The organism is Bacillus sp. CBEL-1 (assembly GCF_004348885.1).
Classification (GTDB): domain Bacteria; phylum Bacillota; class Bacilli; order Bacillales; family Bacillaceae_H; genus Priestia; species Priestia aryabhattai_A.
This window is the reverse complement of the sequence record NZ_SBIM01000003.1, coordinates 484616-510591: the sequence shown is the minus strand read 5'-3', so window position 1 is coordinate 510591 and position 25976 is coordinate 484616. Positions and strand designations below refer to the sequence as shown.

The following is a 25976-nucleotide window of genomic DNA, read 5'->3' as shown; positions in this document are numbered from 1 at the left end:
ATGTAGCATGGAAAGAAAGCAAGTGTTAGAAGAAGTAACAGAGCTTCTAGATTACTATTGCAATGACTGCTTTGTAAAAAAAACGTTTAATAAAGAGCGGGGCAAAACCTATGCGCAATCGTTTTGTATTAATGAGTGTACGGTAGGAGAGAAAATTAAAAAGTACGGAGAACTATTAACGAAAAAGTAGTTCTGTATAATTTTTTTCGTCTTGTTTTATCCTATCCATAGGAGGTGTTTTCTGAATGGATAACTTTTTAAATCAAGACGTAACGACAGGTTATAATGATTTACAACAAGCTCAAGTTTCTATTCAATCAGCGCAAAAAATGATTGGAACTGCAACAATGAGCATGAGTCCGCAACAGCTTAGTGAAGCAACAGAAGCTCTAGCGAACGCACGCACAGAGTTAGAAGCAGCACAAGCAAATGCAACAGGTGTAGATGAGGAGTTTCTTCAAAAGTGCATGGCGGATTTAAAAGCTTGTGAACAGCAGTTAACTGAGGCAAAGCAATAAGGTTGTAACAGGAGAAGAGCACTCTTTTCATCGCAAAGTAAACGCGATACAAAGAGTGCTTTTTTACTAATATACATAAGGGTTTTAGGTTTCTGTAATATTATGGATGTATTTACTAATCTTTGTTTTAGAGGTATAATGAAAATAGATATCGAAAAATTCTGTTTATTATTAAGTAGATTGTCGATAAGGAGTGAGAGCTGTGTACCGTACACAAGTGAGAGGAAATGAAATTATCGTCTTGTTTTCAACGACAGAAGCATCCAAAAAGAGGACTGATATTGAAAGAGAAAAAATCTATAAGCGCGTTCTTCATCTCGATGAAAAACTGCTTACATTTCATAATGGTACGAGCTTTACAATTGGAGATCCGTTAGGTTTGATTGTTGCTCATGTTAAGAAAAGTGACTTAACGACAATTTACATTGAACATATTATTGATAAACAATTTATGTATCATGATGATGTAATTTAAGGTTGGAAAATAAAAAAGTAGTTTTTTCTCTAAAGAAGAATTACGACGTTACTACGCTCTAACTGTTTTAGTAAGTTCGTTCCATTCCGTTATTTTTTTGAAAATTATTTTCCAAATCAACAAAAAATATCCGAATTATCGAAGTATCTCACTTGCGATAGCTCGGATATTTTATTGACTAAAATAGTATGTCTTAGCTTCTTTTTTATTAAATAAACATACCTGCAATTGCTGCGCTTAATAGGTTAGCTAACGTTCCGGCAAGAATAGCACGGAAACCTAAACGTGCTATTTCTGGACGACGGCTTGGCGCCATATTGCCTAATCCACCTAATAAAATAGCAAGTGAAGATAAGTTAGCAAATCCACATAGTGCGAAGCTGATAACAGCAACTGTTTTATCAGAAAGCTGATCAATTTGTGGAGCGAAAGAAGAGTAAGCTACAAACTCGTTTAATACAAACTTTTGTCCAATGAAACCAGCTGCTTGTACTGCTTCGCTCCAAGGAACACCAATGACAAACGCAATCGGTGCAAAAACAAATCCTAAAATCGTGTCAAGTGTAAAGTTTTCAAGGTTGAAAAGGCTTCCAATTCCAGACAAAATTCCATTTAACAATGCAATTAGTGCGATGAATGCAAGTAGCATTGCTCCTACGTTTAGTGCAAGCTTTAACCCGTCAGATGCTCCGCGAGCTGCTGCATCAATTACGTTAACTGTATCTTTATCTTTCTCCATCGCAACGCCTTCAGCTGTTGACGTCTTTTCCGTCTCTGGAATAATCATTTTAGCCATAATTAATCCGGCTGGAGCGGCCATAAAGCTTGCTGCTAATAAATATTCGATTGGTACACCTAAAGCTGCATACCCAAATAGTACTGAACCAGCTACAGATGCTAATCCACCTGTCATAACAGCAAAAAGCTCTGATCTTGTCATTTTCGGTAAGTATGGTCGAATAACTAACGGTGCTTCGGTTTGACCAACAAAAATATTTGCTGCAGCAGATAATGATTCTGTTTGGCTTGTTCCAAGTAATTTTGATAATCCGCCACCAAGGAACTTAATGATAATCTGCATAATTCCTAAATGGTATAGAACCGCAATTAAAGAAGAGAAGAAAATAATTAATGTTAGTACATTAAATGCAAAGATAAACCCAGTAGGCTGAGTTGCATCCGATAGTGCACCAAATAAGAAAGAAATCCCTTCATTTGCGTAATTTACAACATTTTGTACAGCAGTTGTTACTTTTTCTAAAGCTGCTCGACCAACGTTCCATTTTAAGACGATAAATCCAAATAGAACTTGAATGGCTAAGCCGACTAATATAGTACGAGGTTTGATTGCTTTTTTATTACTAGATAATAAAAACGCTACCAAAAAGATAAACGCAATACCTAATAGACCCCAAAGGAAATTCATAGTCTCCACCTTTTCTTTATGTTTTTAGCGAAACGTCGTCAGACTTCTAACGTCTTACGACAACTTAAATATAATAGTTTTTGTCGAAAATTGAAAGAGGTTTTTGAGTTTTTCCTCTTTTATCTTGTCCCAACTTTAATAATTTATGAATAAAAAATGAGTGACTAATCTTTTAGAAAGGTTTGATACACAAGGGATGGTTAAATCATAGGATTGTGATTTATGCATGAATAGGAAATGATAAAATAGCAAAAAAATATAGATATGCATTGCTTGTAAAATGCTTAAATTGTTTAGCATTACGCTATCTGGAGGCTGCTATGGAAAGTAGAAAAAAAATGGACTTGCTTGCGCTTGCATCCGTTCCGCTTATTATGACATTGGGGAACTCCATGCTAATACCTGTTTTACCAGTCATTGAAAAGCAATTGAAAATTAGCTCTATGCAGGTCTCGATGATTATTACTGTGTACTCGATATTTGCTATTTTTTTAATTCCCATTGCTGGCTATTTATCAGATCGCTTTGGACGAAAAAAAGTCATCATTCCCAGTCTGATTTTAGCTGGAATAGGTGGAGCAATTACGGGATGGGCTTCATGGCAAATGAGTAGCCCGTTTTGGATTATTTTAATTGGAAGGGCCATTCAGGGAATTGGTTCTGCCGGTGCTATGCCAGTGGTTATTCCATGTGTAGGAGACATGTTTGAAGATGAACAGGAAGTAACGAAAGGGTTAGGGTTAATTGAAACTGCTAATACGTTTGGTAAAGTATTAAGCCCAATTTTAGGTGCATTTTTAGCCTCTTTTATTTGGTTTTTGCCGTTTTGGTTTATTCCGATTCTTTGTCTGTTGTCCATTTTACTTGTTCTCTTTTTGGTGAAAACCCCTAAATCAGGGTCATCTGATACAAAGAAACAAGACATTAAAGATTTCATTAAAAATGTGAAGAGCACTCTTCATAAAAATATTCGCTGGTTGTTAGCCATTTTCATTTTAGGTGCTATTATTATGCTTGTTTTATTTGGAATGCTCTTTTATTTATCAACAATTCTAGAAGAGAGATATGACATTATCAATACAAAAAAAGGCTTTGTAATGGCCATTCCATTGCTTGCACTATCCATTGCCTCGTATGTTGCTGGGAAGAAAATTGGTAAGAATAAAGTGGTGATGAAATGGTGTTCATTCTTTGGTTTTCTTCTATTAGCCTGTTCTTTTCCTATCTTATTTTTTAATACTTCAATTGTCATGATTATCATCACGCTTGTAATTGGCGGTATCGGAATAGGTGTTGCACTTCCAAGTCTTGATGCTTTAATTACCGAAGGCATTGAGAAAGAAGAGCGAGGGACAATTACGTCAATTTACAGTTCCATGCGCTTCGTCGGAGTCGCTGCCGGTCCCCCATTGTATACTTTGCTAATGAAATGGTCTGATATGGCTGTTTTCCAAACGTCTTTATTTGTTAGTGCAATCGGGGCTATTATCGTTCTTAAAGCAATCAAACCAACAGATGAAGCCATGAAGGTTAAAAAAGCTGAGGTTTAATTTTATTTCTTAGAGATAGATGTTTGTCCCTCACAACTTGTACCACTGTGCCATACACTATGAGTGAAAAGATGAATGAGTGAAATGAGGGACAAAGAAGATGGCATTGCAAATTATGAAAATTTTAGCTTCCGCTACAACGGTTACAACCATAAGCCCTGTTAATACAAAATTATTTTATGTTACGACTGCACAAACGAATGGAGGAGCTACGCTAACCATCGATGCAGCTGACTTTTTTTTAGATGATGGCTCAGCAGCAACGACACTTCCTGTACTAGAAAGTAGCAATAGCTATTACCAAGTGTATATCAATGGTTTATTGCAGATGGAAGGGTTATCGACTTACACACCTGGTGCTACGGGCGTAGGCTCAGTGGCAGTTGATGTACCAGTAGGCGGCTCTATCTTAGCAGGAACTCCTATTATTGTAGAGGTTGTTAACTTTACACCAGCTTCGGCAACAACTGTTACAACATAATGAAGTGATAAGAAAGAAGCAAAGCTACATGTTTGCTTCTTTTTATTATTGAATTTAAACTAAATAAATTGTAATAAACTGCAGTAAAATTAATGTATTCTCGGAAGGAACATCTGTGGATAAAAGCTCAAGTTTACCTTCATCCACTTTATAAATTGCAGGAGGCTGAAGCATGCCATTTACAAATAAATTAGTGTAGGAAACTGAATCAGGATTTAATATGCCGCTGTTTCCGTATCCTGTTAGCTGGTCTTTGTTTGTGAAAATGCGCTGTTGCCCATCTGCTCTAGCATAGTAGTAAGCAATATTTGTTTTGGCAATTTTTAAGGGTGGCAAAGAAAGTTTGGTTGAAATCTGTATTGAACGCTTGGTCCAGTCCGTAACTTGTTTAGCTCGTATTGAATGAGAGTTTTTATTGCACTTTTTCACATTGATACACCTCGATTTTTCCTCTTTCTTCTTACTAATCTAAATCTTCTTTTTATACAATATTAATTTTTCAATAAAAAGTCCCTAATGTTGGGTATAGTATGGAATTAATTACCTTATTAATAAATAATTGTCTAACATTAAAAACGTTGATATGATAAGAGTTAAGTGACCATTAGAGCGGTTAAAAGATTTGGTTACGGAATAGATGAGGTGGCTAGAATGATGGAGATTACGGTAAAAGAGTTGAAAAATTATATAGAAGAGCATCGGATTATTGATGGACTTCAATCTGTGCGCTTAGAATTAGAACAGCTTGAAAAGGCACCCTCACATCATACCTTAAAGCAAAAACTTGCTAAGTTTCAATCGAGTGATGATTTATATGAGCTTATTCGCCTATTGGACGATAGCTTAATGTATCGATATAGTACCGTAGTTACTCGATACGGTTATCGCCGTTTTGGCACATTTCAAATGGCTATCTTTTTATATGATGAACTTGTTCGTGAAGGAAAGACGTTACAAGCAAAGCGAGAACTGGATTTATTGTTAAAAACTACAGATTTAAATACAGTCACATCAAAACAAATTGAAACGGCTTACTTCCTAATGGTACGTATTTTGTTAGAAATTAAGCGGGTTGATGAAGCGAAAGAATGGATGCAGAAAGTTGAGCAATACAATAAAACTGGAATGTTTGATAAATGGGGCTATTTTTACATTCAAACTGGCGAATGGGAAAAAGCAGAATACTATTTAAGTGAAGGCATTAGTAAAAATGAAAAAACGGACATGTGTTTTTTATTTTTAGCTGATTTATATGCTGCGAAAGGTGAACATGAAAAAGCTTTACATACCATTGATGAAGCTTTAGGCATGTATCCCCAGCTCCCTGCGTTATATATGGAGAAAGTTAGAAAGCTAAAAGACTTACATTACTATGAGGAGCTTCTTGAGGCTGTTAGTGAATTAGAACAAATACTTATTACAAAAGAGTATCATTCTTATTTTACACAGCTTAAAGCAGAAGCCTTTTTTTATTTAAAAAATGCAAGCCAACTACAAGCATTAGTGGAACAAGAAGAGAGCTTAAAAAATACACCGTACGCAAAATTAATGAGTGATGGACAAGCTGTGAAGTTACCAATTAAGCCTATTATTCAAAAAGATAACTACTGTGTTCCAGCAAGTCTAAGCATGATTCTTAGCTTATTTAACCAACCTAAGACACAAGATGAAATTGCGGAACATATTTATAGCCAGCTGGGGTCAAAACTCTCAAGCGCGGTGGAATATACGGAAAGTCTTGGCTATAGCTGTCGTTTTTTTACAGGGACTATAGATATTTATAAACAACTGCTTCAAAGCGGTATACCGATACTTGTTAGTGTAGAATTTGAGCATGCTTCTCATGTTCAAGTGGTCTATGGTTATAATGATCAGCTACAGGCTTTCTATGTGCAGGATCCTAATTTTCTAAATCCCCAGTTGGTTGAGTATAGTGAGTTCGACCGACTTTACGTAAACTCAGGTTATTTATCCATTGCTATTTGTAAAGAAGAAGCAAGACTTACGTTTCTTTCAGAGCGTGAGCACTACTTTTTCAAGGAATTATATCGCATAACAGATCTAGTCGAGCAAGATGAAGAGCGCTATATTCAGCAGTTAATAGCGCTTCTAGAGTCGAATGGAGATATTCCATTTTCTCCGTTGTTTGGTATTAAACACATCTTTCGAGAGGATAGTCGTCAAGTTACGTTGGAGTGGTTACATAAACTACTTACTACGTATCCAAATAATGATTACATTAGGTTGCATGCAGCTTATGCGTTTTTTCGAACAGATGAAAAGCAAAAAGCAGCCGAGCTCTTACAACAGGTTAAAGAAAAACGAACGAGCTCACTTTATTATTATTTAAAAGGCAGGCTTTATTTTGAAGATGATCAGTATACACAGGCGATTACGTATTTTCATCGATCATTGCAGCTAGATATTGAGCAGCATCTTGTACTTAGCTATTTAGCACTTGCTTATTTCTATAAAGATGATGTTGATTACGCTTATGAATTGTCTCATACTTCACTAAGCTTTTATGATGAAGAACCATTTTCAAAAGTCAATCATGCACTAATTTTAAATGATCTTGGAAAGACTCAAGAAGCTCGAACTATTTTCGATGATTTATTGCGCCATGATCGCACAGACGCATTTCTATGGTATGAACGTGCTAAGTGTGATCAACGCTTAGAGAAAGGACAAAAAGCGTATCGAGGTTTTATGGTAGCAAAGCACCTGCAGTCTGATATGCCATATCCTTACATTTCCTTAGCAGACTGGTATCAGCATGAAAAAGAAGATTCATTAAAAGCTGAAGCTATTTTATGTGAAGGAATTAAGCAAGTTGAAAGTAACGAAACGCTTTCCCGCTTGCTTGGAGACCTTTATATTGAAAACAAAGAATATGAAAAAGCAATTCAACTCTTTGCAAATGCGCGTGTACCAATGCTTCAAAATGGCCTTGCTTATGCTTATTTGCAAGCTGATCGCTTATCAGAAGCATTGAATCTGTACGAAAAAGCTTTAATAGCTGAAGAGTATAATCAAGATGCTTGGTTAGACGCAGGGAATGCGCTGTTGTATTTTTGCAAAGAACGTGACCTTCAAGAAGGAATAGAAGTTGGAATCTCTCTCATCGAAAAAGGCCTTTCTGGTCTAGAGTCAGACTTAGATCAAGCTTTAGAATCTTATGTAGGGTTTATAAATGACTTTGGTCGCCAGGAACAAGGGGTTTCTTTCTTGAAACAAGAATGGAAAAGCCGTCCAAAAGAAATTCTTTATGGATGCTATGCCGGTGTACTGTTAGAGGAAGAGAAGCGGTATGATGAAGCGATGGCTCTTTATGAAGAGGCACTGAGAGTTGAACCAAATGCTTTTTCATATTATCGCTTAGGCGAAGTTTACAAAGAGATGGATTTAGTTGAAAAAGCTAAAGAAGCCTATGAGCTATGCGTGTATTATGATCACCGAAACAGCGGGGCATATGAGAACTTAGCGCTAATTGCTCGAATGGAAGAAGATGAAGAATCAGAAAAAAAATACTTATATACCATGCTACAATTCGATCCATTGGATGTAAATATAGAGCGTTTATCACAATTGTGTAAGACAGAATCTGATTATACAGAACTCATTCATTATTTAGAGACCATGGAAACATCGTCTCTTCAAGGGTGGATCATGGATAGCTTAGCTTATGTGTACGGTGCCAAAGGTGATGAGAATCAAGAAGAAAAGTACTTGTTAAAAGCCTTAGAGATGAATCCTGATCAACAAGCCGTACAGCATCACTATGCAAATTGGTTCATACAAAAAGGAAATCTTAAAGAAGCAAAGTCAATTATGCTAAAGCTTATTAAAGAAAATGTAGAAGAAGAGCTCTTTTATGCAACATGGTTGGAGTGTTTCCCATCTCGAAAAGACCTTTTGACCCTTTCTACGCATTTAAAGAAACTAAATGTAACAAATGAAGAAAAAGCATTTATCTATACGAATACGGCAGTTGCACTTCAAGCAGTAGTCGAAGAGTTCAGTGAAGTAGAAGAAGAAAGGACTTTTCTAAAGCGTACGTTTAAAAAGTTTAAAGAAAAAGCAACAATGATTGCGCTTTTTGGTATGATTATTGAGCTACATGAAACAGCTATGAAATTAGATCGCACAAATGTACAAGCCGTGCATGCGTTAGCGAGTTTTTATGAGGAAAGGCAGATGGAAGATGAAGCTATTTCTTTGCTGGAGAGGAAGCTAAAAGAAACGGAAGATGTTAGTATTGGCCATCATTTAATGCATATTATCATTAATGTTGATCATGATGATGAGAGTATTAAAAAGGGCTTATCTTTTGTAGAGTTTTTATTAAGTATAGACCCTCACAACTTTGAGTTCTTATTATACGAAGCGATTTTACTTGGTGAGCAAGGAAGTGTAGTAGAGGCAGAACAAAAGTTTAAAATGCTCTTAAAGCAGCAAAAATATGACCCAAACGTTTATGCTGGATTAGGAAAGCTGTATAATCGAATGGAACGATATGATGAAGCTATTGGCATCTTCAATGCAGGAATTGAAAGTGGTCAATCGAACACCTTGCTGTATATAGAGCTTGGTATTGCCTATCATTTAACTGGGCAAACACAGGTTGCAGCGGAGCTTATGGCAAAGCGGTTAGAAGAAGAGGATGACTTGTTTATTCGTTATAATTTAGCTTGTTACCTAGCGAGTATAGGAGATATAAAACAAGCAGAACAAGAGCTTCACCTTGTATTGGAACAGGATGAAAGCGGCCAGTTTTATGAGATGGCAAAAGAAGACGAAGATCTTCGTTTACTACGCATTCAGTAAATAAAAAAGTGCTTTGCAGTTATAACTGCAAAGCACTTTTTTATTTGCTACTTTCCTTGGCAAAGCGGCGTTCTTGGAAAGATGAGTATACTTCGATAATAAGAATAATGAGCGTACCTAACACCAAACCGTTGCTTAAGAATGTTGTTACCAACGGGGGAAGTGTAGAAAAAGCATCCGTTGGTAAGAACATAACTCCAATTCCTGCGAATAAAGGAATTCCAGCTTTTTTCATAGCCTGATAAGGGGCAGGTGTATTGGAAAACTCATGTATACCTAATGCAATCATGCTCGCAAAGACAGGGAAAATAGCAGCATAGCCTACGGCTGTGGGTAAGCTAGACATAATGGAAGTGAGCGGAGTAAAAATGCTCACAAACAATAATAAACAAGACGCTACAATAAACGGTAAGCGACTGTATATGCCAGTTGCTGAAATAAAGCCTCCAGATCCTGAGATCGGAACTGCACCGACACCAGAGAAGACACCTCCAAGCAGTTGACTAATTCCGGAAGCAATGCCTGATTGTTTAATATAGCTCCTTTTTGCTTTCGTACCGTTGCGTTCATAAACGGATTCCACAACGCGTATGGAAGCGAGCATGTTTGTAATTAAGATAAGCGTGACAAAAAAAGCAGTTGTTACCATGCTCCATTCCAATCTAGGAGCTCCGAAAGCAAATAGTTCAGGGATATAAAAAAGATTCGATTGAAACGTAATTTGATCTGTTAAGTTTAAAATAGCGAACAGTCCCCAACCAATACCAATGCTTACAATAATACTGAACTTATTAAATACAGGATGTGAGAGCATATAAAAAGCTAATAGTAAAATAGCAGCTGAAGCTAACGCGACTGGAAGTTTGATAGCAGGGTTATCGCTTGTTACCCCAAGCATACCTTTTAAGAATGAACCGCTTAGCTGTGCTACTAGTAAAATTAAATAAGTACCGGTTACAGTTGGGGTGAAATATTTTGCTAGCTTATCGATAAGGCCAAAGGCACTCATCAATAAAGCAATAATTCCACTTGTAATCATTGTGAATTGTAAAACCTGAAGCGTTTCCGTTCCTGAACCAAATAAAACCGTTCCTAAGCCGGCATAGAGGGAAAATACGCCCCACCAAACACCAGCTGGGCCTTCCATAATCGGTAATCGATGTCCAATGAAGATTTGAAGTAAGCCGGATGCTCCAAGAATGAAAAGGGTACGCTGTAAAAATTCAATGGATTCTGTTGGTGAAAGGCTGAATTGAGAAGCGATAACAATTGGAACGATAATGCTATTAGAAATCATAAATAAAAACCATTGTAACGAAGCAATGGACGTACGAATCATAGTATGCACCTCATGTTTAATCTGTCTAATCTAGTTTGTTTTATCTAGTAACTTTTTACATTTTACCATGAAATCGAGGTTTTGAAAGCGATATCTCTTATATTAATCTAGAAAAGAAATATTGCAGGTATATCCATTCAGAAGAAGAGCTGTCGCAAAAATTGACGAAATATGTAGGAATGATGGTGAGGTAGACAAGAATAAACATTTTATGCCAAAAATAATTAATATTATATTGAAAAAATGGAGTAAATATTTTATAATTTTCTTAATATTTAATACAATTAACCTCTTAAACTTAAAGAAGGGAGTGGAAAAATGAAGCTATACGTATCTATCGATATGGAAGGAATTACTGGCCTTGTAGATCAAAGTAACGTCTTTTTACAAGAAGCAAACTATGAGCGCAGCAGGCGAATTATGACACAAGAAGCCAATGCTGTAATTGAAGCTGCGTTAAAGAACCGCTGTACAGAAGTAGTTGTAAATGATAGCCATTCAAGTATGAATAACCTGTTAGTTGAAGATTTGCACTCTGAAGCCGTTTTAATTTCAGGTAGCGTTAAGCCATATTCAATGGTTCAAGGCCTGGATAGTTCATTTGCTGGGGCAATGTTTATTGGATACCATTCACGTGCTGGAATGCCTGGCGTTATGTCACACGCTATGACTTTCGGAGTGCGAAATATGTATATAAACGACGTAGCCGTTGGTGAGCTAGGGTTTAATGCTTATGTCGCAGGGCATTATGAAGTGCCTGTTTTACTTGTCGCAGGGGATGATTATACAGCCATCGAAGCGACATCACTCATTCCAAACGTCACGACAGCAATTGTTAAAAAATCCATTTCTCGTTCTGCAGCACAAACACTAACTCCTAAGAAAGCAGAACAATTACTTCAAGAAAAAGTTGAAATTGCCATTCAAAACAAACACTTAATAAATCCCTTATTACCACCAAACCAACCAACTTTAAGAATCGAATTTAATAATTACGGTCAAGCAGAATGGGCTAATTTAATGCCAGGTACAAAAATTGAACCTAATTCAACAATCGTTAGCTTTCAAGCGAAAGATATTTTAGAAGCATATCAAGCAATGCTTGTTATGACAGAACTTGCGATGCGAACTACATTTTGTTAGAAAGTGTGATTAAAAATGAAGACATACATATTGAAGCGCTTTATTTCAATGATTATCACATTGTGGGTCATTGTAACATTAACATTCTTTTTAATGAATGCTATACCAGGTTCACCTTTTAATGAAGAGCGAGCTACGAGTGAAGCTGTACAAGAAAATTTAGAGTCGTACTATCACTTAAATGAGCCATTAATTGTTCAGTACTTTATGTACATAAAATCAATTGTTACGTTTGATTTTGGACCATCAATTAAGCAGCCTTCTCAAACAGTAAATGATTTGCTGGGACGAGGCTTTCCAGTTTCTTTTGAGCTTGGGATGGTTACTTTACTTGTCGCTGTGTTTTCAGGTATCGCACTTGGAATTGTAGCCGCACTACGCCGCAACGGAATTGTAGATTATTTAGCGATGACAATTGCTGTTATCGGAATTTCTATTCCTAACTTTGTTATGGCAACGCTGCTTATTCAAAAGCTAGCCGTTGATTGGGCGATTTTACCAGCAGCTACATGGACAAGTCCAAAGCATATGATTTTACCAACGCTTGCTCTTGCGACGGGGCCGATGGCTATCATTGCGCGCTTAACCCGTGCAAGTATGATTGAAGTGTTAACTCAAGACTATATTCGAACGGCAAGAGCTAAAGGGCTTTCTCCTTATAAGATTGTATTTAAGCATGCCTTGCGAAACGCGCTGCTTCCAGTGGTAACGGTGTTGGGAACAATTGCTGCTAGCGTACTGACTGGGACGTTTGTTATTGAACAGATTTTTGCTATACCTGGTATGGGAAAATACTTTGTTGACAGTATAAACACGCGTGATTATCCGGTTATTATGGGAACCACAGTATTTTATAGTGCCATTTTAATCTTTATGCTGTTTTTAGTAGACATTGCTTATGGTATTTTGGATCCAAGAATTAAACTACATCGAAAGGAAGGATGAGCATGAGTGATCTGAAATCAGAAAAGTCAGTAAGCATTCCTGATGAATGGTTTGTACCAAAGCAAAAAGATCGCACCGAGGCGGAAGCTGTTGTGCGTCCCAGCTTGTCTTATTGGCATGATGCATGGCTACGGTTATTGAAAAACAAGCTGGCAATGCTAGGATTAATCTTTTTGGTTTTGCTAGTCATCATGGCTATCGTGGGACCGATGATTTCTCCCCACAGCGTTACGCAAACGTCATTTGCGAATCAAAATCAGCCACCTTCAAAAGAACACTGGTTTGGAACGGATGATTTAGGAAGGGATGTATTTACTCGAACGTGGTATGGAGCAAGAATTTCACTATTCGTTGGGGTCATGGCTGCTTTAATTGATTTTATAATCGGAGTTATTTATGGAGGCGTTGCCGGCTATAAAGGCGGTCGCACAGATAACGTGATGATGCGTATTGTTGAAGTTCTATATGGCCTTCCTTATCTATTGGTTGTCATCCTGTTAATGGTGGTAATGGGACCTGGTTTATCAACGATTATCCTCGCACTTTCCGTGACAGGCTGGATTGGAATGGCCCGAATTGTCCGAGGACAAGTTCTACAAATAAAAAACTATGAATTTGTGCTTGCATCCAAAACATTTGGGACCAAAACAGCAAGGATTATTAAGAAAAATTTATTGCCTAACACAATGGGGCCGATTATTGTTCAAATGACGTTAACGGTTCCGACAGCTATATTTGCCGAAGCGTTTTTAAGCTTTTTAGGATTAGGTGTTCAAGCACCATTTGCCAGCTGGGGTGTAATGGCAAATGACGGTTTATCTTCGATTCTATCTGGCTATTGGTGGCGCTTATTTTTCCCGGCTTTCTTTATTTCTATCACCATGTTTGCATTTAACGTGCTAGGGGACGGTTTACAAGATGCCCTTGATCCAAAGTTAAGGAGGTAGAAGCGCAGTGGAAAAAGTTTTAGAAGTTCAAGATTTAACGGTGAAATTTGCTACATATGGCGGTGAGGTGCAAGCGGTTAGAGGCGTATCGTTTGATTTATATAAAGGTGAAACACTTGCGATTGTAGGGGAGTCGGGATGTGGGAAAAGCGTAACTTCTCAAAGCATTATGAGATTAATTCCAAATCCTCCAGGAAAGATTACAAAAGGGTCAATTTTATTTAAGGGAAAGGATTTAGCAAAGCTCTCTGAAAAAGCCATGAGAAAGATACGCGGCGCAGATATCTCAATGATTTTCCAAGATCCAATGACTGCATTGAATCCAACAATTACGGTAGGACAGCAAATTGCAGAGAGCATGATGCAACATGAAAACATTACGAAAGATGTAGCGAACAAAAAAGCACTAGACATGCTCAATTTGGTTGGAATTCCAAATCCGAAAGAGCGCTTGAAACAGTACCCTCATGAATTTAGCGGGGGGATGAGGCAGCGGATTGTCATTGCTATGGCTCTTGTATGTGAACCGGAAGTGCTCATTGCCGACGAGCCGACGACGGCTTTAGACGTAACGATCCAAGCTCAGATTTTAGAGCTTTTTAAAGAAATTCAAGCAAAAACAGGCGTATCCATTATTTTGATTACGCATGATTTAGGAGTCGTCGCCCAAGTGGCAGACCGAATAGCCGTCATGTATGCAGGTAAAATCGTTGAAGCAGGAAAGCGAAGAGATATTTTTTATCAACCACAGCATCCATATACAAAGGGGCTCTTACAGTCTGTTCCGCGTCTTGATTTGGATGGTGGAGACCTTGTGCCAATTGCAGGTTCGCCTCCAGACTTATTTGCACCTCCTATCGGGTGTTCCTTTGCTGCTCGGTGTCCTTATGCGATGGAAGTGTGTGATCGCGTGTATCCTGGTGAAATTTTGTTTCGAAATGAGCATTCAGTCAGCTGTTGGCTCCAAGATGAAAGAGCTAAAAAACTAGTATCTACTATAAGCTAGCCTTATAGATACATAAATAGGTAAAGGAAAAGGGGGAACAGAATGAAGCGAATTATGTCTGTAGTAATGATGTCTATTTTAGTATTTACCCTTGCTGCCTGTACGGCGACAAGTGACTCAGGTGCAGAACCTGAAGGTGGTAGCAAGAAGGAAGATGGTAAAGTATTGTATATGAATAACGGTGCAGAGCCAACTTCTTTTGATCCACCAATTGGTTTTGATTCGTACTCTTGGCAAATGTTAAACAACTTAATGGAAGGCTTAACAAGATTAGGACAAGAACATGAACCAGAAGCAGCAATTGCTGAGAAATGGGACGTATCACAAGATGGCAAAGTTTATACATTTCATATTCGTGAAGATGCAAAATGGTCGAATGGGGATGACGTAACCGCAGGAGACTTTGAATTTGCTTGGAAACGGTTGTTAAACCCTGAAACAGGATCTCCAGCTGCTTTCTTAGGTTATTTTATTGAAGGTGGAGAGGAATTTAATACAGGAAAAGGAAAAGCGGAGGACGTAAAAGTAAAAGCGGTAGACGATAAGACGTTTGAAGTAACGTTGAATAGTCCACAAGCTTACTTCCTAAGCGTCATTGCAAATCCTGCATTTTTCCCAATTAATGAAAAAGTAGCAACTGAAAACCCTAAGTGGTTTGCTGAAGCGAAAAGTTTTGTTGGAAATGGTCCATTTAAGCTAACGAAGTGGAAGCATAACAGCAATATTGTTATGGAGCGCAACGATCAGTATTGGGATGCAAAAAATGTAAAGCTAGATAAAGTTAACTGGGCAATGGTGGAAAATACAAATACAGAATATCAAATGTACCAAAACGGCGAGCTTGATGTATCTGAGATCCCAGCTGATTTAAGCGACCAGTTATTAAAAGACGATAGCCTAGATATTAAAGATCAAGCAGGAGTTTATTTCTATCGTCTTAATTTAGATCAAGAACCGTTCCAAAATGTCAATATTCGTAAAGCGTTTGCTTTATCTGTAGACCAAGATCAAATTGTTAACTATGTAACGAAGAACAAAGAAGAGCCGGCATATGGCTTTGTATCAAAAGGGTTTAAGGATGCCAACGGTTCTGATTTCCGAGAAAAGAGTGGAGATCTTGTCAAAACAGATGTGAAACAAGCAAAAGAGCTTTTAGAAAAGGGAATGAAAGAAGAGGGCTATGAGAAGCTACCCCAAGTTACGTTAACGTATAGCACAGATGATACGCATAAGAAGATTGCAGAAGCACTGCAACAGATGTTTAAAGAAAACCTAGGCGTTGATGTGAAGCTGGCGAACATGGAGTGGAACGTATTCCAAGAAGAGCAAAAAGCGCTGAAATTCCAGTTATCTCGTAGTTCGTTCTTAGCTGATTACGCCGATCCAATCAATTTCTTAGAAAACTTCCAAACGGGGCATTCAATGAACCGTACGGCTTGGAGTAATGAAAAATATGATCAATTAATTCAGGAAGCAAAGAATGAAGCGGATGAAAAGAAACGATTTGAGTTAATGTATGAAGCTGAAAAACTATTATTTGATGAAATGCCAATTATCCCAATTCACTTCTATAACTACGTATTTTTGACAAATGAAAACGTATCTGGAATTGTTCGTCACCCGGTTGGTTACTTAGAGTTAAAATGGGCGGATAAAAAATAAACATCGTTCATAAAGTAGTGAATAAGCAGGCTGTGCAAAATGGGAGCAACTTTTCTATTTCGCACAGCCTCTTCATTACATAAAGGGAAAGGGTGTTTCTAAATGATAAAACCTTCTGCTTTGAAAAAAGGAGATATCGTGGGCGTTGTATCACCAGCTAGCCCGCCAAAAGAACAGCAGCTAAAAAAGGGAATTGCATATCTAGAAAGCTTAGGCCTTCAGGTCCAAGTTGGAAAATCAGTTTATGAAAAAAACGGCTACCTTGCAGGAACAGATGAACAGCGCGCAGAGGATATTAATGCTTTTTTTGCTAATCCAAGCGTCAAGGGAATTATTTGTGCTTGCGGTGGTTACGGAACGGCTAGAATGGCGAATTTACTAGATTATGAGCTCATTAAAGATAATCCAAAGATATTCTGGGGCTATAGCGATATTACATTTTTACATACGGCTATTTCTCAAAAAACAGGACTTATTACGTTTCACGGGCCAATGCTGTCATCGGATATTGGAAAAGATGATGTCAAAGAACAAACAAAGCAGTCTTTTCAACAACTTTTTACTCCTCAGTCAACATATTATACTGATCAAATTACTCCCCTTCAAATTATCGAACAGGGAGAGGTCAGCGGACAGCTAATTGGTGGTAACCTCACATTATTAGCAAGTTCGCTTGGTACAGATTTTGAAGTGGAGACAAAGGGGAAGATTTTATTTATTGAAGATATTGAAGAAGAACCCTACAGCATTGATAGAATGATGACACAGTTAAAGCTGGCTGGGAAATTTGAAGATGCAGCAGGCATTATGCTTTGTGATTTTCATAAGTGTGAACCGTTAAAAAGAGAGAATTCTTTATCATTAGAAGAAGCTTTATTACAGCCGTTAAAAGGGTTAAAAAAGCCAATTATGAAAGGGTTTTTAATTGGACACTGCTCGCCACAAGTCGCAGTGCCTGTTGGGGCGTATGCAACCATGTCAACCTATGAACGAATGGTAGAGTTAGAAGCCGGAGTGAAAGTAGATTAATAGAGGGAGAAGATAAAATGAATGCTAAGAGATACGTTGTCACAGTGTCAGTTGCAACGGTGTGGACATCTGCAGAATCACCTCGTAGCCTCGATCAGGTGGCACTAGAATCACCTGTTGATATAAAAGAGTGGCTCCGTCGTTTAACGTATGAAAACCGACTCGCTTTATGCAACGAAAACCTCGTTCAAACCCAACTTTTATTTGGTGAAGAAGTCGAGATGATTAAGCAGGAAGGAAATTGGTGCTACGTTCTTATTCCAAGTCAGCCTTCTAAAAAAAATAATGTCGGATATCCCGGTTGGGTTCCAGCAAGTCAGTTAAAGGCAGTAGAGCTGCAAAAACAAGATGCATCTGCCCAAGTAATCGCCCGAAAAACGCTTTTAGTAATTGATAACCAAACGGAGCTGATGCTTAGCTATCGAACGACTTTACCTGTAGTTCAATACCTAAACGAACATGTTGAAGTGGAAACACCGCTTGGAAGAGGCCTAATGTTGGCTAAAGATGTGAATGTAGTTCAATCTGATGCAGAACTACATCCAAAAACAGGAGCTCATCTCGTGTCGGAAGGAAAGCGATTTCTAGATCTTCCTTACTTATGGGGAGGAATGAGCTCATATGGCTTTGACTGTTCAGGTTTTACCTACTCACTTCATAAAGCAAATGGATATACGATTCCTCGCGATGCAAGCGACCAAGCTACAAGCGGTAAAGTGGTTTCATATGAAGAAATGGAGCCAGGAGATTTATTATTCTTTGCTTACGAACAAGGTAAGGGTTTTGTACACCACGTCGCTATGTACTATGGAAATGGTCAAATCATTCATTCGCCGAAAACGGGTAAGGCAGTTGAGGTTATTCCCATCAAAGGAATGGAGTACGAAGATGAAATTTGCGCAATACGTCGCTACTGGACATAAGGAGGAAATGACATGACAAAGAAACAGCCTATTCTCGAAGTGAAAAATATGACGAAATACTTCCCTGTTGCTAAAAATAAAGAATTAAAGGCTGTAGATAATGTTTCATTTTCCATTTACAAAGGTGAAACGTTTGGATTAGTAGGAGAGTCTGGGTGTGGAAAGTCAACGACGGGACGAACCATTATTGGTCTGTACCAGAGAACGAGCGGTAAAGTACTTTATAAAGGGAAAGATGTCCACAAACTATCTGAAAAAGAGAAATTTACGTTTCAGCGTAATATGCAAATGATTTTTCAAGATCCGTATGCGTCCTTAAACCCAAGGTCTACAGTAAGGGAAATCATTTCGGAGCCAATGGAAGTTCACGGGTTATATCCCAACAAAAAAGAACGCTTAGAACGCGTTTATGAGCTGTTAGAAGATGTTGGTTTGAATCGTGAACATGCCAATCGTTACCCTCATGAATTTAGCGGGGGGCAACGTCAAAGGATTGGGATTGCGCGCGCCTTAGCGTTAAATCCCGAATGTATTATTGCGGACGAGCCTATTTCTGCTTTGGACGTATCGGTTCAGGCTCAGGTTGTTAATTTGCTAAAAAAATTGCAGGAAGAAAAAGGCCTTACGTATTTGTTTATTGCTCATGACTTGTCAATGGTCAAGCATATTAGCAGCCGTATTGGAGTTATGTATCTAGGACACCTTGTTGAGCTGACAACAAGCGATTCATTATATACCAAGCCACTGCACCCTTATACAAAAGCCCTTTTATCAGCAATTCCAATACCAGACCCTGATATTGAAGATGCACGCGAACGTATTGTCTTACAAGGAGAGCTACCAAGCCCGATTGACCCACCGTCGGGATGCGTATTTAGAACACGATGTCAGTTTGCGATGGACGCATGTGCAAGCGTGAAACCCGAGTGGCAGGAAGTTGAAGAAAATCATTTTGTTGCGTGTCACCTTTATAACGAAGGGATTGTAAATTCAACCTCTGAAATTGCGGCAAGTAAACTATGAGTATAGTAGAAGAAAAAGTTCGCTTGATTGTTCAGCAATGGTCGTCCATGTACAGAGGGAGAGTAAGCTATCTCTTTGAAACTCCTGAAGAAACAATTGAACAAGGAGCTACAAATGTGTATCCATCTGCTAGTACTATCAAGCTGCTTGTTGCAATTGAAGCGTGTCGTCAGATTGATTCCGGCGTTATTTTAGCGCACCAGACCATTGCTGTTAAACAATCAGATATTGTGGGGGGAGATGGACTATTAAGCGTTTATCCGTATTCTCCTACTGCTACGGTTAAAGAACTACTTATTTTAATGCTCATTCTTTCTGATAATACGGCTACAAACCTGTTAATTAAACTTCTAGGACAAGAGTGCATACAGGGGTGTATCAAGGATTTAGGGTTAAAAAATACCCAGCTCAATCGTCAGATGATGGATATTCAAGCTTCCGCGGAAGGAAGAGATAACGTCACAACAGCAGCAGACTTACTTACATGCCTGAAAGTGCTTTATAGAAAAGATGTTCTCTCGGAACCTTCACGTAAGCTTTTAAAAGAAAGCTTATTTAATCAGCGACTGCGGGATAAACTACCTTCTATGCTGAATGAAAAGTGTTTTATTTTAAATAAACCTGGACATTTGCACGGAATAACGCACGATTGCGGTGTGCTGTTTACACATCATAAAAGGTGCTATGCTGTGGTATTAATTGATGGGCTTAAACATAATGAGTATGGACGGAGGCTAATTGCAGACCTCGGTCAGGTTATTAGCGAAGCGCTTACTCAACAAATTGTATAATCAATCATTCATCCTATACAAACTTTCACATATTTTTTATATAATAGATTTGTATAATTAATTTTTGGTTGAATTTACTAACAAAAGTATTTAACCATAATGGTGGTGTAGGTATGACAAACGAGTCGGCAATGGTTGACATTATAAAAGCGTTTAAGCGCAATTCAACAGAGTCAATTGCAATGGATTTAATAAAAGAAGTAAGGGGAACGTTTTGTCCGCTTCCAAAGTATGTGGCGGACTTAATTGATGAATTAAGAAAGCTAAAATTAAAAGATGAAGTGATTAGCGTCATCTTATATCAATCTGTATATGTGAACAATCATCAGTTTAATATTAAAGATACGCCTACTAATCGGCAATTTGTTCAGGACACTGTTTTTATGGGGCGCAAGTGGGTGCAGCAGTATGGGAAAATTGAAAATGTCGAACAAGCTATTCAAATTGCTGAACATGCGTCCTTAGATGCAGAAGAGCCAGAAGTGCCAAATCATTTTGATTCAAAGAAGGTTACGCTTGAAGTGAACTTAGATCCACAAACGTATGAAATGTTAAAAAATATTGCTGTCTATTATGATCATGTGGGATATGATGACTCCATTTCAACTGCAGTACAGCACTTATACACGCAGCTGCTCGAAGCTCAGCAAAAAAGTCGATAAGAAAAAATCACGTAACATAGAAAACGTTACGTGATTTTTTTATCATTGATTGTTTCGATAAACGTAAGGATCATCAGGTTCCTGTTCTTTCTTAACGTTCGTGACTTTAATCATTGGTAATGTTTTTTTAAACGGCTGATAATACATCGTATCAATTTTACCTGTTACTGTTACCCAATCATCATTTTGAAACGATACGTCATCTGGAAATTCAATAAGCATTCCGAAGGCTCCAGAGTCAGCAATGCAATGAATAATTCCAAAGCGAAAAAGAAAATATTGATTTTTTGGCAGCTCATCATTATGGTATAAAAATCCTTTTAAGCGAATGGTTTTACCCGTAAATTCACCAGGGTAATTATAAATGGTTTCCATTGCGTTTAAAAACTCAGTATCTTCTAAATTAAGCTTTTCACTCTTTCCAAACTGCTTCAAATCTTTGCGTATCATTTTGTCATAAGCTTCCTCTCCGTAAAAGCTACTTGTATCGGGCTCTAGGAATTGGTGCTGATCATAGGGGCTATTTTTTTCGTAGATTGGAAAATTGAACCCCTTCGCTTCAACAATTTTAGAATCTAATTTGGAAATTGGTAAAAATAAAGCAGTGATAATAGGTACGATATAGATGAGATAAAGGAATTTATCTCGCTTGCGCGGAGCGTGTGAATGACTGTGGCAATCACAGCCATCTTCATGATTATGGTCATGCTCATCGCCTTTCATATAAAAAATAAAAGCAGCGATGGTAATAAACCATAGGAGAAAAATTGTACTGTATGAAATCCATGCATATTTCATATTAATGTACTTTGAAATATCTCCTGTAGCATGCAGATGCATGAAGACAAACGTAAAGCCAATCAAAATTAAAATTCGAATCATCGCGCTTCCTCCTTATCTGACCAGTAGCATTGAAAAAACAAAGACAGCTATAAAGGTATAAATAAATAAAATGCCCACAAATTTGGCTTTAAATTGACTCAACATCATTAACGTATTTTTAATATCAAACATTGGTCCAAAAACTAAAAAGGCAACGATGGCGCTATCTTGAAATGTGCTTTGAAAGGATGCTCCAATAAACGCATCGGCTGACGAACAAAGGGATAAAAGGTAGGCTAGTCCCATCATTACGAAATGAGCTGACCAATCCTGCTGCCCAAGATCTAACAGGATGGATGTTTTCATAAACGTTTGCATACTTGCTGCAATAAGCGCTCCAATGATTAAATATTTACCGACTGAAAAAAACTCATCGATAGAATGCTGGATAGTGCCTACTAGCTTTTGGCCAAATGTCTTTTTCTGAACGTTAACGCACACGCTATGTTTTGTTTGATCTGTTTTAAACTGAAACGTCAACAGCATGCCAACTGAAATTGCTACGACGAGCGCTACAGAGCTACGTTCCCATACAACGGCCCAGTCATTTCCAAACGCTACATATGTAGAAAACAAAACAACTGGGTTAATGATAGGACCTGTAAACATAAAGGGAATAGCAGCGTATAGCGGTACGCCTTTTGCCATTAATCGCCTTGTAATAGGTACAATTCCACATTCACAAGCTGGAAATAAAGCGCCTATAAAAGTTGCTAAAAAAACAGCGCCTACTTTATTTTTTGGTATGGCTTTTGCCATCATTTCTTCTGTAATAAACATTTGAATAATTCCAGAAATAAATACACCCAATAACACAAAAGGAAGGGCTTCAATTAGGATACTGATAAAAATTGTGTTTAGCTGCAACAAGGATGAACTCATACTACCACTCCAATTTTGTCTTAAGAAAATAAATTTGCGTGCATTCAACTTTTACAGAAAATAGTTTAATATAAAAATAGTTAAATGTAAAAGAATTTATAAATTTCCATTTCATTGTCTAGTTTGAATAGTTAAGGTAGCTATATAACGGGTAGTATTGTAAGAAGTAGAAAGCTTTGCTAAGATACGATTTCAGGAGAAGAATGGGAGGAACGAAACATGTACATTGTGGACTATCATCATCATACGAATCATTCATTCGATTCAAAAGCGGTTATGAACGAGGTATGCACAGAAGCTATCCATCGTAATATTAACGAAATTTGCTTTACAGAACATTACTCACTTAATCCACTTGCTCCTACATATGGACATATTAATTTAAAACATTATATAGAAGATATTGAAGAGTGTCGTGCGCAGTTTGACGGAAAGTTAGTTATCAAAGCAGGGATTGAAATTTGTGAGCCGCATTTATTAAAAAGTGAGTATCAAAAGGTATTAGAGCCGCTTCAATTAGATTTTATCCTAGGATCTGTTCATAACATCAATGACAAAAAGCTCCGCTTATATTTACAACATAAAACAGTAGAAGAAGTATACGGTGGTTATTTTGAAGAACTCTACAATCTAGTGAAGCATGCTGATATCGATGTGCTTGCTCATATTGATTTAATGAAGCGCTATGCAATAAAAGTGCACGGAAATTATGATTTTGACCAGTTTAAGCCGCAGCTAACAGAAATTTTAACAAAAGCAATTGAGCGCAATATCGGCATTGAAATTAACACCTCAGGAATGCGAAGCAGCTTAGGTGAACCGCTACCTTCTCAAGCGGTATTAAAATTATATAAAGAGCTTGGAGGAGAACTGCTAACGGTAGGTTCTGACTCTCATAAAGTTGAAACGGTTGGCGACCATATTTCCGAAGCAATAGCGCTTGCGAAAGAATGCGGATTCCGCTATGTCTTTACGTATGACAAACGCCAGCCAAGTGCCATTTCGATTTAAAAGGTTAGTTGAATGTAGAAGAGAATATTTGTCAATGAGTGTCCGCAGAAGTCTTTATGTAGAAGGCTTGCGGGCTTTTTTTTTTGACCACTACTTTGTGAATGTTGTTTTGATTTTATTCAAGAAACAAGCAAGAGTAAGTGGATTAAGCAGTTAGTAATAATATGCAAGGAATTCGGGGTGGGGGTAATTAGCAATAACCGCACAGAAATGTTGTTAAATAAACAATGTATATAAACACTTATAAGTGATAGTTTCGCAAACGTTGCTATTGTGTGGGGGAGTTGTTGTTTAACTTCCTGTAGGGATTAAAATGAGGGAATGAGGGTAGATGAACACACGACGATTGAATGCAAAGGGGGGCAGAAAAAACAATTACCGATGTACATGGTGATATTTACTTAAACTGAGATTTGTACGAAAGCATCATGTAGCAATACTCTGAAGAGGGGATAAAGGCAGACTCAGCCGAATCCAAGGTTATCAAGTCTTTTAAACAGCAAGGTTTTCGAATGGAGTTAGCTAAGAAGTTTCAAGGATCTAGGTTGCAATGCACAAAGAAGGTCAAGCGTTTCAAGAAAATCATTTGTTCAGATGCTTGTGTGAATGTAATCGATGAACTACAAGACCTAACATACAAAGTGAACAAGCAAGGAGAAATCATTGAAGATGACTTTACAATAGACCCTCATACATTTTCAGCAATCTGGTATGCGTTAGATGCTTATGAGGTATCAGACCTTAAAGGAGGAGCAAGAGTGAGTGGTTCAAATGCTTGGTAAGAGCATGGGGAAAACTAAAAGGATAATCAACGTGAGTTATATAAAAGACCCTTGGTATATTCCAACCAACGGTCTTTTAATTTCTAACAGGAACGTTATGCTAACTAAGTTTATTAGAATAGATAAAACTTACTAGTCATCTATTTTAATAACCTTTAGATTAGGTTCAAGTAATTGTACGGAACCTTCAACCGATGAAACAGCAATTGAAAGTTGATCACCAGCAGCTAGATTGAGTAATACGGATCGACTCATAACCATTTCAATGAGAGAGGGGCTTTCTGGGGAGAAAAATGTGTAATTTGCAGCTCGAGTTCTAGATTGGTTAACTATAAATCCTCCATTTACTGCTATTTCTAATATGATTGCTGATCCTCTTTCGTATAGTTGGACATTGGTTGTATATTCTACTTCGTAAATACCTGATGTAGGAATAACTATTCGGTTTGCTACCAAGGTAGTATTTGAAGAAACAAACATGGTGGTTAATGGTAAATCTTGATTAGAAACAGGAATAGCACCACCTATTGTTCCAGCATCACCATAAGTGGTTAAAGAATTTTCACCCGGAGGTCCTTGAGGTCCTGGGAACCCCCGTGGACCTTTAATTACACAGCAGCAAAGATAAGAACAACAATAAGAACAACAATAAGAACAAGAACAACGACTTTTTTTATAATAAGCAGACAATATTTCACCTCCTTTCTAAGAAATCTACTATATTTATATTCCTGCTAAACTATTATGCTTGTACTACTGGGATATATCGATTTGAAAAACTTTGTATAGCTTTAATGATGAAAGGTTTTATTTTTGAAAATAGTTGTTGGGGGGGGTTAATGCAACTGATTCAATAGTATGTTCTGGTAGAAAAACATTAACAACTGCATATGAGGGTATCTCAGAAGCATTTACATTTACAGGTTCAGATTATAATGTGCCAAAAGGTGATGGTTTCCTGATTTACACTGTTTTCGTAAGAAATATCACAGGTAGCAGTGAATCAGATGTAGTGCGTGTAGAACTTGAAGGTTTTAATGTTATTGGGGCAGGGAACTAAATAGTAGTGCAAATCTAAATAATATTCACTTTCCATACAAACCAAGACTATCAATTTTGATTTTGCTCTATCTAATTAAGCTCTGTAAATTCATGTTGAAGAATTGTTTCACCTTCTAAACTCTCAGAAGATCCTGTTCTTCCATATGCATTGAAAATAACTTTCTTGCTTCCAGAATAATAGATACGAACTTCATAGAAGGTTACATATTCTGGTGCGAGAAATGTGAAAAATACAGCTAGATTGTTTGGAGCAAGAGTATAAGGGAATGTAGCGGAGGAAATTTGACCGATTTTTACAGACAATTTTTTGGGGGTATGATAAGAACTCCAATCCCAAACTTCAATTATAAACTTCTCTGGTATTTCGCTTAAATTTACAACATTAACTACAGATGAATGAGTGGACCGGTTTCTTACTAACACTCCTGTTGATAAAACCTTAGTTGCATTCTCTTGTTTACAGCACAAATTACCATATTGAGTGGCAGAGAATTTTTTTGCTTTATGGTAACTCATATTGATTACCTCCTTTCTTTATATATATATTCATTGTTTCAAAAAACTTTTGTATGCTTGTCCTTGCTTCGAACCTATTTTAAAGTCTCTTAAA

At 37.5% G+C, this 25976-nt stretch carries 24 protein-coding genes and 1 pseudogene; 18 read left to right on the top strand and 7 right to left on the bottom strand.

Annotation, left to right across the window (positions count from 1 at the left end; all coding sequences use genetic code 11):
- The first annotated feature begins 7 nt into the window (after positions 1–7).
- From EPL02_RS02695 to EPL02_RS02685, 3 genes are all read left to right on the top strand, one after another.
- A complete protein-coding gene (locus tag EPL02_RS02695; RefSeq protein ID WP_094909634.1) occupies positions 8–190 on the top strand; it encodes a zinc-finger domain-containing protein in 183 nt (60 codons plus the stop codon).
- A 55-nt stretch (positions 191–245) separates the two neighbouring features.
- Positions 246–518 carry a DUF2564 family protein gene (locus tag EPL02_RS02690; RefSeq protein WP_094909635.1) on the top strand — a complete coding sequence of 91 codons (273 nt, stop codon included), beginning with the start codon at positions 246–248 and terminating at the stop codon, positions 516–518.
- A 202-nt stretch (positions 519–720) separates the two neighbouring features.
- Complete coding sequence (locus EPL02_RS02685; RefSeq protein WP_094909636.1) at positions 721–993, top strand: hypothetical protein; 273 nt, start codon at positions 721–723, stop codon at positions 991–993.
- A gap of 208 nt (positions 994–1201) precedes the next feature.
- Here EPL02_RS02685 and EPL02_RS02680 read toward each other — a convergent pair whose 3' ends face one another.
- Entirely contained in the window at positions 1202–2419 is a 1218-nt protein-coding gene (locus tag EPL02_RS02680) for a NupC/NupG family nucleoside CNT transporter (RefSeq protein WP_131886936.1), read from the bottom strand.
- Between the two features lie 320 nt (positions 2420–2739).
- On the opposite strand from EPL02_RS02680, the gene bcbE reads away from it, so the two are divergent.
- Positions 2740–3969, top strand: a complete 1230-nt coding sequence (gene bcbE, locus EPL02_RS02675; RefSeq protein WP_094909638.1) for a bacillibactin exporter BcbE — start codon at positions 2740–2742, stop codon at positions 3967–3969.
- A 100-nt stretch (positions 3970–4069) separates the two neighbouring features.
- The gene (locus EPL02_RS02670; RefSeq protein WP_094909639.1) at positions 4070–4450 is read left to right on the top strand and encodes a DUF4183 domain-containing protein; all 381 of its coding nucleotides are present in this window, start codon (positions 4070–4072) and stop codon (positions 4448–4450) included.
- 54 nt (positions 4451–4504) lie between these two features.
- On the opposite strand, the gene EPL02_RS02665 is transcribed toward EPL02_RS02670, so the two are convergent.
- The gene (locus EPL02_RS02665) at positions 4505–4879 is read right to left on the bottom strand and encodes a DUF4183 domain-containing protein (RefSeq protein ID WP_165932501.1); all 375 of its coding nucleotides are present in this window, start codon (positions 4877–4879) and stop codon (positions 4505–4507) included.
- A gap of 222 nt (positions 4880–5101) precedes the next feature.
- Between EPL02_RS02665 and EPL02_RS02660 the strand changes: the two genes are divergently transcribed.
- Complete coding sequence (locus EPL02_RS02660) at positions 5102–9277, top strand: C39 family peptidase (RefSeq protein WP_094909641.1); 4176 nt, start codon at positions 5102–5104, stop codon at positions 9275–9277.
- A 40-nt stretch (positions 9278–9317) separates the two neighbouring features.
- Here the strand turns inward: EPL02_RS02660 and EPL02_RS02655 are convergent, their stop codons facing one another.
- Entirely contained in the window at positions 9318–10616 is a 1299-nt protein-coding gene (locus EPL02_RS02655) for a purine/pyrimidine permease (protein ID WP_131886935.1), read from the bottom strand.
- Between the two features lie 318 nt (positions 10617–10934).
- Here EPL02_RS02655 and EPL02_RS02650 point away from each other — a divergent pair, with 318 nt between their 5' ends.
- The 10 genes from EPL02_RS02650 to EPL02_RS02605 all read left to right on the top strand — a co-directional run bounded on the left by EPL02_RS02650 (position 10935) and on the right by EPL02_RS02605 (position 20747).
- Entirely contained in the window at positions 10935–11759 is an 825-nt protein-coding gene (locus tag EPL02_RS02650) for a M55 family metallopeptidase (RefSeq protein ID WP_094909644.1), read from the top strand.
- A 15-nt stretch (positions 11760–11774) separates the two neighbouring features.
- Positions 11775–12704, top strand: coding sequence for an ABC transporter permease (locus EPL02_RS02645; RefSeq protein ID WP_094909645.1), 930 nt, complete (start codon positions 11775–11777; stop codon positions 12702–12704).
- Positions 12705–12706: 2 nt separating this feature from the next.
- Positions 12707–13651 (top strand): ABC transporter permease, encoded by a 945-nt coding sequence (locus EPL02_RS02640; RefSeq protein ID WP_094909646.1) that lies wholly within the window; start codon positions 12707–12709, stop codon positions 13649–13651.
- Positions 13652–13658: 7 nt separating this feature from the next.
- Positions 13659–14657, top strand: a complete 999-nt coding sequence (locus EPL02_RS02635) for an ABC transporter ATP-binding protein (protein ID WP_094909647.1) — start codon at positions 13659–13661, stop codon at positions 14655–14657.
- 42 nt (positions 14658–14699) lie between these two features.
- On the top strand, positions 14700–16319 hold the full coding sequence (locus EPL02_RS02630; protein WP_131886934.1) for a peptide ABC transporter substrate-binding protein: 1620 nt from the start codon (positions 14700–14702) through the stop codon (positions 16317–16319).
- Positions 16320–16421: 102 nt separating this feature from the next.
- A complete protein-coding gene (locus tag EPL02_RS02625) occupies positions 16422–17348 on the top strand; it encodes a S66 peptidase family protein (protein WP_094909649.1) in 927 nt (308 codons plus the stop codon).
- Positions 17349–17365: 17 nt separating this feature from the next.
- On the top strand, positions 17366–18271 hold the full coding sequence (locus EPL02_RS02620) for a C40 family peptidase (protein WP_094909650.1): 906 nt from the start codon (positions 17366–17368) through the stop codon (positions 18269–18271).
- A gap of 12 nt (positions 18272–18283) precedes the next feature.
- Complete coding sequence (locus tag EPL02_RS02615) at positions 18284–19294, top strand: ABC transporter ATP-binding protein (RefSeq protein ID WP_094909651.1); 1011 nt, start codon at positions 18284–18286, stop codon at positions 19292–19294.
- Complete coding sequence (locus EPL02_RS02610; protein WP_094909652.1) at positions 19291–20085, top strand: serine hydrolase; 795 nt, start codon at positions 19291–19293, stop codon at positions 20083–20085. Before EPL02_RS02615 ends, EPL02_RS02610 begins: the two co-directional genes overlap by 4 nt.
- Before the next feature lie 113 nt (positions 20086–20198).
- Complete coding sequence (locus tag EPL02_RS02605) at positions 20199–20747, top strand: hypothetical protein (RefSeq protein WP_094909653.1); 549 nt, start codon at positions 20199–20201, stop codon at positions 20745–20747.
- Positions 20748–20789: 42 nt separating this feature from the next.
- On the opposite strand, the gene EPL02_RS02600 is transcribed toward EPL02_RS02605, so the two are convergent.
- Together EPL02_RS02600 and EPL02_RS02595 are read right to left on the bottom strand one after the other, a co-directional pair.
- The gene (locus EPL02_RS02600) at positions 20790–21629 is read right to left on the bottom strand and encodes a TIGR03943 family putative permease subunit (protein ID WP_025910308.1); all 840 of its coding nucleotides are present in this window, start codon (positions 21627–21629) and stop codon (positions 20790–20792) included.
- Between the two features lie 12 nt (positions 21630–21641).
- Positions 21642–22511 (bottom strand): permease, encoded by an 870-nt coding sequence (locus EPL02_RS02595; protein ID WP_025910310.1) that lies wholly within the window; start codon positions 22509–22511, stop codon positions 21642–21644.
- Positions 22512–22730: 219 nt separating this feature from the next.
- Here EPL02_RS02595 and EPL02_RS02590 point away from each other — a divergent pair, with 219 nt between their 5' ends.
- Positions 22731–23522, top strand: a complete 792-nt coding sequence (locus tag EPL02_RS02590; protein WP_094909654.1) for a histidinol-phosphatase HisJ family protein — start codon at positions 22731–22733, stop codon at positions 23520–23522.
- A gap of 440 nt (positions 23523–23962) precedes the next feature.
- Positions 23963–24304, top strand: a pseudogene (locus EPL02_RS02585) (terminase large subunit); the annotation flags it as partial.
- Positions 24305–24436: 132 nt separating this feature from the next.
- Here the strand turns inward: EPL02_RS02585 and EPL02_RS02580 are convergent.
- Positions 24437–24994: a hypothetical protein gene (locus EPL02_RS02580; protein ID WP_094909656.1), complete on the bottom strand. Its 558-nt coding sequence runs from the start codon at positions 24992–24994 to the stop codon at positions 24437–24439.
- A 441-nt stretch (positions 24995–25435) separates the two neighbouring features.
- Positions 25436–25882 carry a hypothetical protein gene (locus tag EPL02_RS02575; RefSeq protein ID WP_094909658.1) on the bottom strand — a complete coding sequence of 149 codons (447 nt, stop codon included), beginning with the start codon at positions 25880–25882 and terminating at the stop codon, positions 25436–25438.
- Positions 25883–25976 lie beyond the last annotated feature (94 nt).

Coding starts and splice junctions, on each gene's coding strand:
- EPL02_RS02695 (WP_094909634.1), top strand. CDS start 8: ATGGAAAGAAAGCAAGTGTTAGAAGAAGTAACAGAGCTTCTAGATTAC.
- EPL02_RS02690 (WP_094909635.1), top strand. CDS start 246: ATGGATAACTTTTTAAATCAAGACGTAACGACAGGTTATAATGATTTA.
- EPL02_RS02680 (WP_131886936.1), bottom strand. CDS start 2,419: ATGAATTTCCTTTGGGGTCTATTAGGTATTGCGTTTATCTTTTTGGTA.
- bcbE (WP_094909638.1), top strand. CDS start 2,740: ATGGAAAGTAGAAAAAAAATGGACTTGCTTGCGCTTGCATCCGTTCCG.
- EPL02_RS02670 (WP_094909639.1), top strand. CDS start 4,070: ATGGCATTGCAAATTATGAAAATTTTAGCTTCCGCTACAACGGTTACA.
- EPL02_RS02660 (WP_094909641.1), top strand. CDS start 5,102: ATGATGGAGATTACGGTAAAAGAGTTGAAAAATTATATAGAAGAGCAT.
- EPL02_RS02655 (WP_131886935.1), bottom strand. CDS start 10,616: ATGATTCGTACGTCCATTGCTTCGTTACAATGGTTTTTATTTATGATT.
- EPL02_RS02650 (WP_094909644.1), top strand. CDS start 10,935: ATGAAGCTATACGTATCTATCGATATGGAAGGAATTACTGGCCTTGTA.
- EPL02_RS02645 (WP_094909645.1), top strand. CDS start 11,775: ATGAAGACATACATATTGAAGCGCTTTATTTCAATGATTATCACATTG.
- EPL02_RS02640 (WP_094909646.1), top strand. CDS start 12,707: ATGAGTGATCTGAAATCAGAAAAGTCAGTAAGCATTCCTGATGAATGG.
- EPL02_RS02630 (WP_131886934.1), top strand. CDS start 14,700: ATGAAGCGAATTATGTCTGTAGTAATGATGTCTATTTTAGTATTTACC.
- EPL02_RS02625 (WP_094909649.1), top strand. CDS start 16,422: ATGATAAAACCTTCTGCTTTGAAAAAAGGAGATATCGTGGGCGTTGTA.
- EPL02_RS02620 (WP_094909650.1), top strand. CDS start 17,366: ATGAATGCTAAGAGATACGTTGTCACAGTGTCAGTTGCAACGGTGTGG.
- EPL02_RS02615 (WP_094909651.1), top strand. CDS start 18,284: ATGACAAAGAAACAGCCTATTCTCGAAGTGAAAAATATGACGAAATAC.
- EPL02_RS02610 (WP_094909652.1), top strand. CDS start 19,291: ATGAGTATAGTAGAAGAAAAAGTTCGCTTGATTGTTCAGCAATGGTCG.
- EPL02_RS02605 (WP_094909653.1), top strand. CDS start 20,199: ATGACAAACGAGTCGGCAATGGTTGACATTATAAAAGCGTTTAAGCGC.
- EPL02_RS02600 (WP_025910308.1), bottom strand. CDS start 21,629: ATGATTCGAATTTTAATTTTGATTGGCTTTACGTTTGTCTTCATGCAT.
- EPL02_RS02595 (WP_025910310.1), bottom strand. CDS start 22,511: ATGAGTTCATCCTTGTTGCAGCTAAACACAATTTTTATCAGTATCCTA.
- EPL02_RS02590 (WP_094909654.1), top strand. CDS start 22,731: ATGTACATTGTGGACTATCATCATCATACGAATCATTCATTCGATTCA.
- EPL02_RS02575 (WP_094909658.1), bottom strand. CDS start 25,882: ATGAGTTACCATAAAGCAAAAAAATTCTCTGCCACTCAATATGGTAAT.